Genomic DNA, 11,394 nt, shown 5'->3' with positions numbered 1-11,394 from the left:
ATGCGGCTCGCCGGGCATGGCCCGGCGCTACCGCGAAGCCGAACTCCATCCACGCATGGCGTGGATCTACCAATCCCCCGCCAGCAACGCGTCGGCCAGCACCTGCAGTTTCGGCGAATGCTGGCGCGACGGCGGGTAGATCAACGACAGTTCGCGGCTGCGGCCCTCGAAGGGCTGCAGCACGCGCTGCAGGCGGCCGTCGGCCAACGCATCGGCCACCGCGAAATCCATCACCTGCACGATGCCGATACCGGCGATGGCCGCTTCCACCAGCGGATCGCCGCTGTCGAACACCATCCGCGTCGGTGGTGTGACCTCACGCAGTTGCCCGTCCTGCAGGAACTGCCAGTCCACCAGCCGGCCACTGCGCAGGTTGCGCACCGCCAGGCAGGCGTGATCCTGCAGCGAGGCTACATCGCCCGGTGCGCCACAGCGGGCCAGATAGGCGGGGCTGGCCACCGTCACCCAGCGCAGCGGCCGCAAGGGCCGCGCGACGATGCGCTGGTCGGCGATGACGCCGGTGCGCAGCGCGGCATCGAAACCTTCTTCAACCAGATCGACCAGGCGGTCGCTGAGCACGGCTTCCACCTGCAGCTGCGGATGCTGTTGCAGCAACGGCGCCAGCATCGGCACCAGCACCTTGCGCCCGAACATCGACGGCGCACTGATCTTCAACGTGCCCGAGGGCGTGCACGGGCGGTCGGCCAGTTGCCGCTCGGCATCGTCCAGGCCGGCCAGCAGAGGGGCCACCTGTTCCACGAACTGGCGGCCATCCGGGGTCAGCGCCACGTTGCGGGTGTTCCGCTGCAGCAGCTTCACCCCCAGCGTGGCCTCCAGCCGGCCGATCGCGCGGGACAGGCCGGACTGGCTCAGGCCGAGCTGGCCGGCGGCCACCGTGAAGCTGCGTGCTTCGGCGACCTGCACCAGCATGCGCACCGCATTGAGGTCCATCGAGGCTGCATTCATGCTGAAAATCATGACAGATATGGGCGGCAGGGGGTTTATTGAGTTGCCCGCATCAATGAGACTGCGCTCCCCCCACCGCTCCAACCCGCCGATGCCTCCCCTCAAATACCCGCGCTGGGCGCTGACCCTGCTGGCCGCCGCGCAGCTGATCATCGCCCTGGACGCCACCATCATCTTCGTCGCCCTGCACGACATGGGCCGCGCGCTGCAGATCAATGCGCAGCAGCTGCAATGGGTGGTCAGTGCCTACACCGTCGCCTTCGGCGGCAGCCTGCTGCTGGGGGGCCGTGCCGCCGACCTGGTCGGCCGCCGCCGTTTCTACCGGCTGGGCATGCTGCTGTTCGCACTGGCCTCGCTGCTTGGTGCGCTGGCGCCGAATGCTACCCTGCTGATCATCGCGCGTGCCGCACAGGGCGTCGGTGCGGCGCTGCTGTTCCCGGCTACGCTGGCATTGATCAACACGCTGTACGCCGAAGGCCCGGTGCGCAACCGCGCGCTGGCGATCTGGAGCATGGCCAGCGCTGTCGGCCTGGCGCTGGGCACGCTTCTGGGTGGCGTATTGACCCAGGCATTCGGCTGGCCGGCGGTGCTGGCGGTGATCGTGCCGTTGGCCACCGCCTGCGCCGTCGCCGCCGGTGCGTGGCTGCCGGCCGATGGTCCCCGAGTGCAGGGGCGCTCGTTCGACCTGGCCGGCTGCCTCACCGTCACCGCCGGCGGCAGCCTGCTGGTTACCACCCTGGTGCAAGGGCCGGAGTGGGGCTGGACGGCGCCGGCCACGCTCATCTGCCTGCTGCTTTCAGCGGTACTGCTGACCGTGTTCGTGCAGATCGAGAAGCGCAGCCGTGATCCGCTGATGCAGTTTTCGCTGCTGCGCCTGCCCGGCCTGCGCGCGGCACTGGGCCTGACCTTTGCCTTCATGAGCAGCTACGGCGTGCAGTACTACTTCCTGGCGCTGTACTTCCAGGATGGCTATGGCTGGAGCCCGCTGCAGGCTGGCATGGCGTTCCTGCTGCCGACGCTGGTGTGCACCTTCGGCATCCGTATTGCCGAACGCATGCTGCGGCGCCGTTCGCCACGGCAGGTGCTGGCCCGGGGCTTCGCCGCCGGTGCCATCGGCATCGCCGCGGTGGCGCTGGCAATGCCGCATGGCGCCGGCTACTGGCCGCTGCTGCCGGGCATCGTGGTGCTCAGCATCGGCCAGGGCATGAGCTGGACGGCGATGTGGATCGTGGCCGGGCAGGGGGTGCCGGGACCGCAGCAAGGTGTCGCGTCCGGCATGGCGGCCACCGCCCAGCAGATCGGCGGCGCCTTGGGATTGGCGGTACTGGTGATGATCGCCAACGCCGCGCGCGGCACGCAGGCAGCAACCAGTCCCGATGCCCTGCAGGGCATGGTCAATGCACAGTACGGCGCCGCGCTGTTCGCCGCGCTCGGCGTGGTGATCGCGCTGGGCCTGCGCCCGGCGCCGGTAGACTCGGCAGCGACCGCCTGCCTGAGCACCGACGCATGATCGAACTGCTGGACCTGCGACAGACCCTGCATGCCTTCGCCGCCTGCAACGATGATGATGAGGTGTGGAACGCCTTCGGCTGGGTGATGGCCAGCGACGAGGACCTGCTGTCGGCACGGCTGTGGTTGCCGTCATCCAGTGATGAAGCGCTGGATGACGATGGCGAGCGATCGGCCGCTTCGGCAGCGATGGGGCTGTTCCCGTATCTGGAACCGGCGACGTTTGCCGACGTGCTGGATGTGCAGAAGCGGCAACGCCCGCTGTCGTCGCTGCAGGACTACGCACAGGCGCTGGCGTACTACGCCGAGTACGACGCGTTCCAGCAGGTCGAGGGTATCGACGAGGCCCTGGCCGAAGCGGAAGCTGCGGAACAGGTGGCTGCGCGCGCGGCGGGTGTGGGCACAGGCATCTTCGCGTCCTTCGATATGGCATTGAACGCGTGCCCGGAGGCGCAGATCAAAGCGGCGGCGCAGCGCGTGGCGCGCCTTCTGGAGATTCCGGTGGGCGATGCATTGGCGCGTTGCCGCGCGTTGCCGCTACTGCTGGGTGAAGCGCTGGATCGGCGTCGTGCGCAGGCGATCAAGGATGACTTCGCCGACATCGGCGCGACGCTGCAGGTGCGTGGCTACAAGCCGTTCCCGTGGATGGACGCGCCTACGCTGCGGTAGCGCCGGGCCATGCCCGGCGGCATTCCGTTGCGCCGCCGCGATGCGGCTCGCCGGGCGTGGCCCGGCGCTACCGAGCTTCGGTCGGGTGGATGACGTTCAATCGAACGCCAGCAACTGCGGCTGCAACGCGTTGAAGATCCGCGCCAGCCGCTCCGCCCACGCCTGCTGCCCGGCCACATCGGCAATCAGGTCCTGGCGGATTTCCAGTTCCACGTGTACCAGCCCACGGCCTTCGCCATGCACCGGCACCGCGTAGTCGCTGGTGCTGCTGACCGAATACGGTTCGTTGTCACCCACCACCAGGTCGCCTTCGTCGCGTAGTGCCTGCAGCAGGGCATGGGCAAAGCGCGTGTCCTGGTGGTACAGCACGCCAGCATGCCACGGCCGCTGCGCGCCGTTCATCGCCGGGGTGAAGCTGTGCATCATCACCAGCAGCGTGGGGCGGCCGGCATCACGGCGTGCATCAAGCTCGGCGTCGATGCGCGCGTGATAGGGCGCGTGGATCGCATCGATACGCTGCTGCCGCTGCGCCGCCGACAACCCGGCATTGCCCGGCACCACGGTGTGGTCGCTCACTTCCGGAATCAGCGTCGGCGAGGCCAGCGGACGGTTGCAGTCGATCAGCAGGCGCGAATAGGTCTGTTCGATCGCCCAGGCGTCCAGCCGTTCGGCCAGTGCGCGGGTGGTGCCGGCAATGCCGATGTCCCAGCCGATATGGCGGTCCAGCTCGGCCTGCGCCAGGCCAAGGCCTTCCAATGCTCGCGGCACCTGCTGGCCGGCGTGGTCGGCCAGCAGCAGGTACGGTGAGGCGCCCTGCGGCCGGTGGAGGGTGTAGATCGCCGGGTCGTCGGCGCCCAGCAGCGCCGGCAGCGCATGCAGGTCGGCGTCAGCCACGCGGGCGTCCGTCCAGGTGGTGCTCGATCATCCACAGCCCGGCCCAGAGCTTGGCATCCAGCTCGTAGCCTTCGCCCATCTTCTGTACCAGCCAGGCCGCAGCCTCACTGCGCGGAATCTCGTGCACGGTGATGTCCTCGCTGTCATCGCCGCCGCCTTCGCCGATCCGGCGCAGGCCGGTAGCGCGCACGAAGGCGATCTTCTCGCTGCTGGCGCCGGAAGATGTCGGGCCGATCATCAGCACTTCGGCGTGGTCGGCGGTCCAGCCGGTTTCTTCTTCCAGCTCGCGAACGGCCGAAACTTCGATTGATTCGCCCGCGTGGATGTCGCCGACCAGGCCGGCCGGCATCTCGATGGTGGGGGCCTGCAGCGGCACGCGGAACTGCTCGACGAACAGCACGTTGTCCTCGGGGGTGACGGCGATGATGATCGCTGCCAGGCCGCCGGCATGGGTGCGTTCGCTGTACTCCCAGGTGCCTCGCACCAGCATGCGCTGGTACTTGCCTTCATAGACGACACGCGGGGCTTCGGTGTTGCGCTGGCTCATGCGGGCTCGCTGTGGGTGGGAAGAATGTCGGGTACGCCGGCGGCATCGAACAGCCGACGGCGGGTCATCGGGCCGAAGCGCAGGGCCTGGCACAGGCCACCGAGCAGCTCCGGGTCGGCCGCCTGGCGCAGCAGGCCGGGCTGGCTGCCTTCCAGAGGTGCGTCCAGCGCGATGGTGGTCAGCTGGCGCCAGAGCAGGGCGTGCTCGCGCTGTTCGCGCAGGCGCACGGCCATCTGCGCGGCACCGCGCAGGCGCAGGAACGGCACTTCGTCCAGGCGTTCGTACAGCGCATCCATGCTGCCGAAATGGGCCAGCAGCACGGCGGCGGACTTGCTGCCGACACCACTGACGCCGGGAATGTTGTCCACCGCATCGCCGCACAGTGCCAGGTAGTCGGCAATCTGGTGAGCGTGCACGCCGTGCCGTGCCTTCACCCCGGCCACGTCCCAGCGCTGGTTGCGTGCGTAGTCCCACTGCTCGTCGTGATCCAGCAGCAGCTGCGAGAGGTCCTTGTCGGCGGAAATGATCACCCCGCGGTGGCTGCCACGGTGGACGTGCAGCGCGCTGCCGATCAGGTCATCGGCCTCGTATTCGTGGTGGGCCAGCACTGCAAGGCCCAACGCCGCGCACAGCGCCTTGCAGTGCACGAACTGGCGCTTGAGCGCCTCCGGCGCCGGGTCGCGGTTGGCCTTGTAGGCCGGATACAGGCGGTGGCGGAAGCCACTGTCCAGTGCTTCGTCGAAGGCGATGGCGATGTGCCGCGGGCGCTCGCGCTCGAGCAGGTCCAGCAGGAAGCGGGCGAAGCCGTGCACCGCGTTGGTCGGCCAGCCCTGCGCGTCCTGGAACTGGTCCGGCAGCGAGTGCCAGGCGCGGAACACGTAGATGCTGGCGTCGACCAGGTACAGCGAGGGCGGCGCTGCCGGCAGGCTCATGCCGGCGGCGTCCAGTCACGCAGCAGGGCCGCCGGATCGGGGCGCTCGCGTTCGGGGACGGCGGCCTTCGGCGTGCCGATATGGATGAAACCGGCGATGCCTTCGCCCTCGGACAGCCCCAGATAGGCCTGCACGGCCGGATCGAAGGCCATCCATGCGGTCAGCCACTGCGCACCGAAGCCCAGCGCCTGCGCGGCCTGCAGCAGGGCGAAGCAGACGCAGCCGGCGGTCATCAGCTGTTCCTGTTCGGGCACTTTCGGGTCCGGACGCGGACTGGCCACCACCACGATCACCAGCGGCGCGTGGCTGAAACGCTGGCGGTCCTTTTCGAATACCGCCTCACCGGCATGCGGGTCGCGCTGGCGGCTGCGCTCGGCCAGGAAGTCGCCCAGAGTGTGACGTGCATCGCCGACGATTTTCAGGAAGCGGAACGGTACGCGCTTGCCGTGGTCGGGCACGCGCACGGCCGAGGCCAGCATGCGCTGCAGGGTGGCCGGATCCGGTCCGGGCTCGCCCAGTTGCCGCGAGGGCACCGAGCGGCGGGCATCCAGGGCAAGCAGGGCAGCGGGGTCGGGCATGGAGTCTGAACCGGTCATCACGGGTGTTTGATTATAGTCGGGGTGGTCAATGACGCCGTCTGTGTCGCGTCTCGCCCCTGAATATCAAACTGTGATGAACATCATGCCACTGGCGGGAATGGGACGACCGCTTCCTCTCGCCTCGTGGGCCTCGCACGGCTTACGATATCTATCTTGCCGGGCCGCCGGTCATGAGGTTTGAAGTGAGGACTGTTTCACTGTCCGTGACGGGCTGGCCGGCCTACCATCGACGTACCGGTACATGGGGTGTGCCGGTCGTCGCGATGTCCATGCTGTCTGTCGTATCAGAGAAGGTGGGGAGCCTTCCCGAATGATGAGCGCGCCCACACCGATGGGGTCGCCGGGCCGTGACCCGGTCCAGCTTCAGCGTGCCCGGGACATGGTCCTGCCGGCGCTGTGCCAGGCTTTCGGGGCCGCACTGGCGCGTTTCGACGATGCACTGTTCGACCGGGCCGGCAATGCAGGCTCGTCGCAGCTGCTGTTCCTGGATGCGATGCGCGAGCTGCGCCGCCGCCGTGAGGACATCGCCGCCGCCTTTGCCGGCCACCTGCAGCGGGCCTGGGATGCACTGGCCAGTGGCGAGCCGCTGTCGGCCGAAGCCACCCTGTCCGGACCGGCCGAGGATGGCCTGAGCCTGCTGGCTGAACATGTACTGGAGTCGCGGCTGGCGGTGCGCAATTTCGCCACCGTGCTGCTGCGCGACTTCAAGCCGGTGCTGGCGCGGCTGGACCGGCGCCTGGGCCGCTTGATCGGCGGCGCCGAGCTGGATGCCGACCACAATCCGGTCAGCCCCGAGCACCTGGGTGTGGCCATCCATGAGGCCTTTGCCGGCTGCGAGCTGGCGCCGGAAGTGCACCTGGTGCTGATCAAGCTGTGCGAACGCGACCTGCGCGCGCCGGTGGGCCGCATCTACGAGAAGCTGGACGAGCAGCTTGCCGCCGCTGGCGTGATGTCGCAGATGGGGGCGCCGCGGCGTCCGCTGTCGGCCGCGCCCGACCCGCGCATGGCGCCGGGGGCGGACGATCTGGTCGAGCCGCGCCTCGCGGCGGGCTTCGAATCCGAATTCAGCGATGATGAACAGGCCGCGCCGGCCTGGGCGCAGCGGTTCGCCGCGCGCTGGTCCGAGCGCCGTGGCCACATGCAGCAGCACCTCGGGGGCGAGGATGCCGGCAGCGGCGAGGCGTATGCCGGCCAGCAGGGGATGTTGCTGGAGGCCCTGCATGAGCTGCTGCAGCAGACCCGCCACGTTCGCGAGGACGCCACCTCGGCCGCGCAGGTCGCGGTTGGCCAGCACCGCCCGTTGAGCCAGCGCGAGATGATGTCGGTGCTGTCGCTGCTGCAGGCCACGCCCAGTGCGACGCTGCGTGCGGCCATCGGCGAGGACGGCGAATCGTTGGCGCAGCGATTGAAGAGTGAAGTGCTGTCCAGCGCCACCCGTCTTGGCGTCGATCCCGGCCAGACCCGGCTGGACCCGCAGGACGAGGACGCGATTGATCTGGTCGGCATGCTGTTCGACGTGATGCTGGACGAGCGCGAGCTGGAAGGCCGCTCACGCGAGTTGATCGGCCGCCTGGTGGTGCCCTTCGTCAAGGTGGCGATGCTCGACCGCCGCATGTTCGTGCAGAAGACCCACCCGGCACGCAAGCTGCTCAACTCGCTGGCCGAAGCCTGCGAAGGCAATACCGGCGAAAGCCAGGCCGAGCGCATGCTGATGGCCAAGGTCGAGGAGATCATCGAACGGCTGGTGGCCGAGTTCAACGAGAACCTGGCGATCTTCCTGACCCTGGAAGAAGAATTCCGCGAGTTCCTCGTGCAGCATCGCCGCCGCGTGGAAATCGCCGAGCGTCGCGCCGCCGAAACGCAGCGCGGGCAGGAAAAGCTGGAAATGGCCCGCAGCCGTGCCGGTGCCGAACTGGACCGCCGCATCGGCGATGCCACCCTGCCGCCGGCCATCGCCGAGTTCCTGCGCCAGCCGTGGCAGCACCACCTGACCCTGGCGCTGCTGCGCGAGGGCGAGGAGGGCGCGTCGGTGGCCGAGGCACTGAGCCTGGCTGACGGCCTGCTGGAGGAAGTGGCCGAGGCCCGCCGCCAGATCGTCGGCAAGCCGTGGCTGCAGGCCTGGCAGCCGGTGCTGGCCAAGGTATTTGCCAGTGTCGGCGTGCACGGCGATGCCGCCACCGGTGCCATCGACGCCTTGCATGACACCCTGCAGGGCATTGCTGAATCGCGCCCGGAACTGCAGCGCGCGCTGCCGGAACTGCCGCAGGTTGCCTTGCCGGCGCCGCCGGTGGCTGAATCGCCCGCGGTCGAGCTGGGCGGGCAGATCGACGCCGACGACTTCGACAACGCCGACGCCGACCGCTTCCGCCGCATGGAAATCGGCAACTGGCTGGACTTCGTCGACAAGGACGGCAAGGTGCAGGCCGGCAAGCTGTCCTGGGTCAGCCCGATCTCCTCGCGCCTGCTGTTCGTCAACCGCCGCGGCGTGCGCTTCTGCGTGGCCTCGCCGGAGGAACTGGCGGTGATGGTGCGGCTGGGCCGGCTGCGCGCCCACGTCGACGATGGCGCCTTCGACAGCGCGATGCAGGGTGTGATCGATCGGCTGGACCCGGGCAGCGCCACCCTGCACTGAGCGGTGGCTGCCTGCTAGGATCGGGAAAACTCACCGATCAGCGGGGACCTGCATGGCCGTGGCGTTGCTGGGGATCAAGGAGACCGCGCCGGGCGAACGGCGCGTGGCGTTGACGCCGGAAACCGCGCGCAAGCTCGGTGCCCTCGGCATTACCGTCTGGTACGAGGCTGGCGCCGGCTTGGCCGCAGGCTTCACCGATGCGGCCTATGACGATGCCGGCGCACGTGTGTTCGACGCGGGCCGTTGGGGCGAGATCGATATCCTGCTGTGCGTGCAGGCGCCGCCGGCGTTGGTCCTGGAGCAGCTCAAGCCCGCTGCCAGCGTGGTTGGCCTGCTGGCCCCGGCCAGTGATCCGGCGCTTGCGGCATTGGCCGCTGGCGACCGCCTGCAGCTGTTCCCGCTGCAGCAGCTGCCGCGCACCACCCGCGCGCAGGCGATGGACGTGCTCAGTTCGCAGGCCGGCATGGCCGGCTACAAGGCGGCGCTGATCGCGGCCGAACGCGCGCCCCGTTTCTTCCCGATGCTGACCACTGCTGCCGGCACCGTGCGACCGGCCAAGGTGCTGGTGATCGGTGCGGGCGTGGCGGGCCTGCAGGCCATTGCCACTGCCCGGCGTCTTGGTGCGCAGGTGGAAGGCTTCGACGTGCGCCCGGAAACCCGCGAGCAGATCCAGTCGCTGGGCGCGCGCTTTCTCGACCTCGGGGTGAGCGCGGCGGGCGAGGGCGGTTACGCGCGCGCGTTGACCGATGAAGAGCGTGCCGAGCAGCAGCGCCGCCTGGCCGACCACCTGCGTGGTGTGGATGTGGTGATCTGCACCGCTGCGGTACCGGGGCGACCGGCGCCGACGATCGTGACTGCCGCAATGGTGGAAGGCATGGCCACCGGCAGCGTGATCGTGGACTTGGCGGCGGAGAGCGGCGGCAACTGCGCACTGACCCAGCCGGGGCAGTGCATTGAACACCAGGGCGTGACCGTCGATGGCCCGCTGGGCCTGGCCAGCCGCGGTGCAACACAGGCCAGCGAGATGTATGCGCGCAACCTGCTCAACTTCGTCGCGCTGTTCGTGCGCGAAGGCCAGCTCGGTTTCGACTGGGACGACGAGCTGCTGGCGAAGACGCGCTGGCAGGCGTGAGTCGGTAGCGCCGGGCCATGCCCGGCGAGCGCAGCGGTATGCGGAAATCCGCCGGGCATGGCCCGGCGCTACCGAAGCGGAGGCGTTACCGCGGCTTCGCCGGCGGCGGGTTCTCGCGCACCCAGTCCTTGCGTTGTTCCGGCGTCATCTGCGACCAGCGCTCGCGCAGTGCGTCGCGCTGCGCGGGCGGCAGATCCCGCATCTGGCCGAACAGGGCCCGGGCCTGCTCACGCTGTTCCGGGTTCATGTGCTCGAAGCGGCGCAGGCCACGCCGGGCCTTGTCGCGTTCCTCAGGGCTCATCGACTGCCAGCGCTGGCCATGCGAGAGCATGCGCTGGCGCTGGCCGGCATCGGCGCTGTTCCAGCGGTCGCGCAGCGGTGCCAGCAGGGATTCCCGCTGTGCTTCACTCAACTGTTCCCAAGCCGGCAGCGGCGCGGGGCGTGCGGCAGGGGCGGGCGCGGCGCTCTGCGCCAGTGCCGGGAGGGCCGGCAGCAGCAACAGGGTCATTAGCAGGGGCAGGGCGTGCAGTCGGGACATCATTCACTCCATCGCCAGGTCGGTATCGCCCAGCCACAGGTACAGATCGGGATTTTCGTCGTAGAGCGCGCTGTTGTCTTCCACCGAGGCAAGCACAGGTGCCGGCGCAGGGCCCGTCAGCGTGCCATGGCCAGTGAACTGCAGGCCGATGCCCAGCGCCACCACCAGCGAACAGGCACTGGCCAGCCACCAGCGCCAGCGCCCGCGATGGGTGGCCGTGGCGCCGTGGCGAGCCTGGCGCAGCCGGGCCAGCGTTGCCGGCGACAGCGCGCGCAGCGACTGCGCGTGCAGGCCGCGCAGGGAGTCATCGGAAGGCAGGGAGCGGTTCACGGGTGGATCTCCAGGTAATCCTGCAGCGCCTGGCGGGCGCGTGCCAGATGGGTTTTTACCGCGCCTTCGCTGCAGCCCATGGCGCGGGCGGTGGTGGCCCCGTCCAGATCCTGCAGCACGCGCAGGGTGAACGCCTCGCGCTGGCGGGCGGGCAGGCGGCGCAACGCGTCCACCAGCTGCTGGTACTGCTGGCGCTGTTCATGCGCCTGTGCCGGGTCCGGGCCGGGATCGGCCCAATCGATCCCGCTGCCTTCCGCGTCCTGGTTGTCGCGCCAGAACGGCAGGCGGAAGCGGCGCCGGCGCTGCACGTCGATCACGCGCCGGCGCAGGATGCTCCAGAACAGCGGCGCCCATTCGGCCGCCGGCTTGTCGGCGTAGTCCAGCATGCGCAGCAGCGCGTCCTGCACCGCGTCCATGGCGTCTTCGCGCTGGCGCAGGCCGGCCTCGGCGAAGCGGAACGCACGCGGGCCAACGCTGGCCAGGAACGCTTCCAGCGACGCCGGCAGGGCATCGGTCTCGGCGCTCGGGGGGACGGGGCTGCTCACCAGCACAGGGTACGGTTCCTCGCTCGGGGTCACCATCGACAACGCGTGAGCGCGGCTTCGGTTGACGCCGGGCGCGCACCGGGTTCAGCCCATGGTTATGA

Annotated in this window: 12 protein-coding genes; 4 read left to right on the top strand and 8 right to left on the bottom strand. The window is 69.3% G+C overall.

What is annotated here, in order from left to right; translation table 11 throughout:
- Positions 1-66: 66 nt before the first annotated feature.
- Positions 67-951, bottom strand: coding sequence for a LysR family transcriptional regulator (locus N5D45_RS16020; RefSeq protein WP_019337039.1), 885 nt, complete (start codon positions 949-951; stop codon positions 67-69).
- Positions 952-1,057: 106 nt separating this feature from the next.
- Here N5D45_RS16020 and N5D45_RS16015 point away from each other — a divergent pair, with 106 nt between their 5' ends.
- Positions 1,058-2,476, top strand: a complete 1,419-nt coding sequence (locus N5D45_RS16015; protein ID WP_057503659.1) for an MFS transporter — start codon at positions 1,058-1,060, stop codon at positions 2,474-2,476.
- Positions 2,473-3,144 carry a hypothetical protein gene (locus N5D45_RS16010; protein WP_197657429.1) on the top strand — a complete coding sequence of 224 codons (672 nt, stop codon included), beginning with the start codon at positions 2,473-2,475 and terminating at the stop codon, positions 3,142-3,144. Before N5D45_RS16015 ends, N5D45_RS16010 begins: the two co-directional genes overlap by 4 nt.
- Positions 3,145-3,240: 96 nt before the next feature.
- On the opposite strand, the gene N5D45_RS16005 is transcribed toward N5D45_RS16010, so the two are convergent.
- From N5D45_RS16005 to N5D45_RS15990, 4 genes are read right to left on the bottom strand one after another with little or no spacing between them, the layout of a single operon-like run.
- A complete protein-coding gene (locus tag N5D45_RS16005; RefSeq protein WP_134958537.1) occupies positions 3,241-4,038 on the bottom strand; it encodes an N-formylglutamate amidohydrolase in 798 nt (265 codons plus the stop codon).
- A complete protein-coding gene (locus tag N5D45_RS16000) occupies positions 4,031-4,585 on the bottom strand; it encodes an NUDIX hydrolase (RefSeq protein WP_057503657.1) in 555 nt (184 codons plus the stop codon). Before N5D45_RS16000 ends, N5D45_RS16005 begins: the two co-directional genes overlap by 8 nt.
- Positions 4,582-5,517, bottom strand: coding sequence for a 5'-3' exonuclease H3TH domain-containing protein (locus N5D45_RS15995; RefSeq protein WP_019338109.1), 936 nt, complete (start codon positions 5,515-5,517; stop codon positions 4,582-4,584). Before N5D45_RS15995 ends, N5D45_RS16000 begins: the two co-directional genes overlap by 4 nt.
- Positions 5,514-6,095: a nitroreductase gene (locus N5D45_RS15990; protein WP_197657428.1), complete on the bottom strand. Its 582-nt coding sequence runs from the start codon at positions 6,093-6,095 to the stop codon at positions 5,514-5,516. Before N5D45_RS15990 ends, N5D45_RS15995 begins: the two co-directional genes overlap by 4 nt.
- 331 nt (positions 6,096-6,426) lie before the next feature.
- On the opposite strand from N5D45_RS15990, the gene N5D45_RS15985 reads away from it, so the two are divergent.
- Together N5D45_RS15985 and N5D45_RS15980 are read left to right on the top strand one after the other, a co-directional pair.
- Positions 6,427-8,748, top strand: a complete 2,322-nt coding sequence (locus tag N5D45_RS15985) for a DUF1631 domain-containing protein (protein ID WP_197657427.1) — start codon at positions 6,427-6,429, stop codon at positions 8,746-8,748.
- Positions 8,749-8,800: 52 nt separating this feature from the next.
- The gene (locus tag N5D45_RS15980) at positions 8,801-9,880 is read left to right on the top strand and encodes an NAD(P) transhydrogenase subunit alpha (protein WP_257472110.1); all 1,080 of its coding nucleotides are present in this window, start codon (positions 8,801-8,803) and stop codon (positions 9,878-9,880) included.
- 85 nt (positions 9,881-9,965) lie between these two features.
- Here N5D45_RS15980 and N5D45_RS15975 read toward each other — a convergent pair whose 3' ends face one another.
- Genes N5D45_RS15975 through N5D45_RS15965 form a run of 3 tightly spaced genes read right to left on the bottom strand, consistent with a single transcriptional unit; the run spans position 9,966 to position 11,329 of the window.
- A complete protein-coding gene (locus N5D45_RS15975) occupies positions 9,966-10,418 on the bottom strand; it encodes a DUF3106 domain-containing protein (protein WP_057503671.1) in 453 nt (150 codons plus the stop codon).
- Between the two features lie 3 nt (positions 10,419-10,421).
- Positions 10,422-10,748 carry a hypothetical protein gene (locus N5D45_RS15970; RefSeq protein WP_049447330.1) on the bottom strand — a complete coding sequence of 109 codons (327 nt, stop codon included), beginning with the start codon at positions 10,746-10,748 and terminating at the stop codon, positions 10,422-10,424.
- Positions 10,745-11,329, bottom strand: a complete 585-nt coding sequence (locus N5D45_RS15965) for an RNA polymerase sigma factor (RefSeq protein WP_279939271.1) — start codon at positions 11,327-11,329, stop codon at positions 10,745-10,747. The genes N5D45_RS15970 and N5D45_RS15965 overlap by 4 nt, the downstream gene beginning before the upstream one ends.
- Between the last annotated feature and the right edge of the window lie 65 nt (positions 11,330-11,394).

Source organism: Stenotrophomonas sp. GD03819 (assembly GCF_029841665.1).
In the GTDB taxonomy this organism is placed as follows: domain Bacteria; phylum Pseudomonadota; class Gammaproteobacteria; order Xanthomonadales; family Xanthomonadaceae; genus Stenotrophomonas; species Stenotrophomonas geniculata.
The sequence above is the reverse complement of the archived record's forward strand: the minus strand, read 5'-3'. Positions and strand labels throughout refer to the sequence as shown.

Excerpts from the sequence above, each read along its gene's own strand:
- N5D45_RS15995 (WP_019338109.1), bottom strand. The coding sequence starts at position 5,517 with ATGAGCCTGCCGGCAGCGCCGCCCTCGCTGTACCTGGTCGACGCCAGC.
- N5D45_RS15985 (WP_197657427.1), top strand. The coding sequence starts at position 6,427 with ATGATGAGCGCGCCCACACCGATGGGGTCGCCGGGCCGTGACCCGGTC.
- N5D45_RS15975 (WP_057503671.1), bottom strand. The coding sequence starts at position 10,418 with ATGTCCCGACTGCACGCCCTGCCCCTGCTAATGACCCTGTTGCTGCTG.
- N5D45_RS15965 (WP_279939271.1), bottom strand. The coding sequence starts at position 11,329 with ATGGTGACCCCGAGCGAGGAACCGTACCCTGTGCTGGTGAGCAGCCCC.
- N5D45_RS16015 (WP_057503659.1), top strand. The coding sequence starts at position 1,058 with ATGCCTCCCCTCAAATACCCGCGCTGGGCGCTGACCCTGCTGGCCGCC.
- N5D45_RS16010 (WP_197657429.1), top strand. The coding sequence starts at position 2,473 with ATGATCGAACTGCTGGACCTGCGACAGACCCTGCATGCCTTCGCCGCC.
- N5D45_RS16020 (WP_019337039.1), bottom strand. The coding sequence starts at position 951 with ATGGACCTCAATGCGGTGCGCATGCTGGTGCAGGTCGCCGAAGCACGC.
- N5D45_RS16000 (WP_057503657.1), bottom strand. The coding sequence starts at position 4,585 with ATGAGCCAGCGCAACACCGAAGCCCCGCGTGTCGTCTATGAAGGCAAG.
- N5D45_RS15990 (WP_197657428.1), bottom strand. The coding sequence starts at position 6,095 with ATGCCCGACCCCGCTGCCCTGCTTGCCCTGGATGCCCGCCGCTCGGTG.
- N5D45_RS15980 (WP_257472110.1), top strand. The coding sequence starts at position 8,801 with ATGGCCGTGGCGTTGCTGGGGATCAAGGAGACCGCGCCGGGCGAACGG.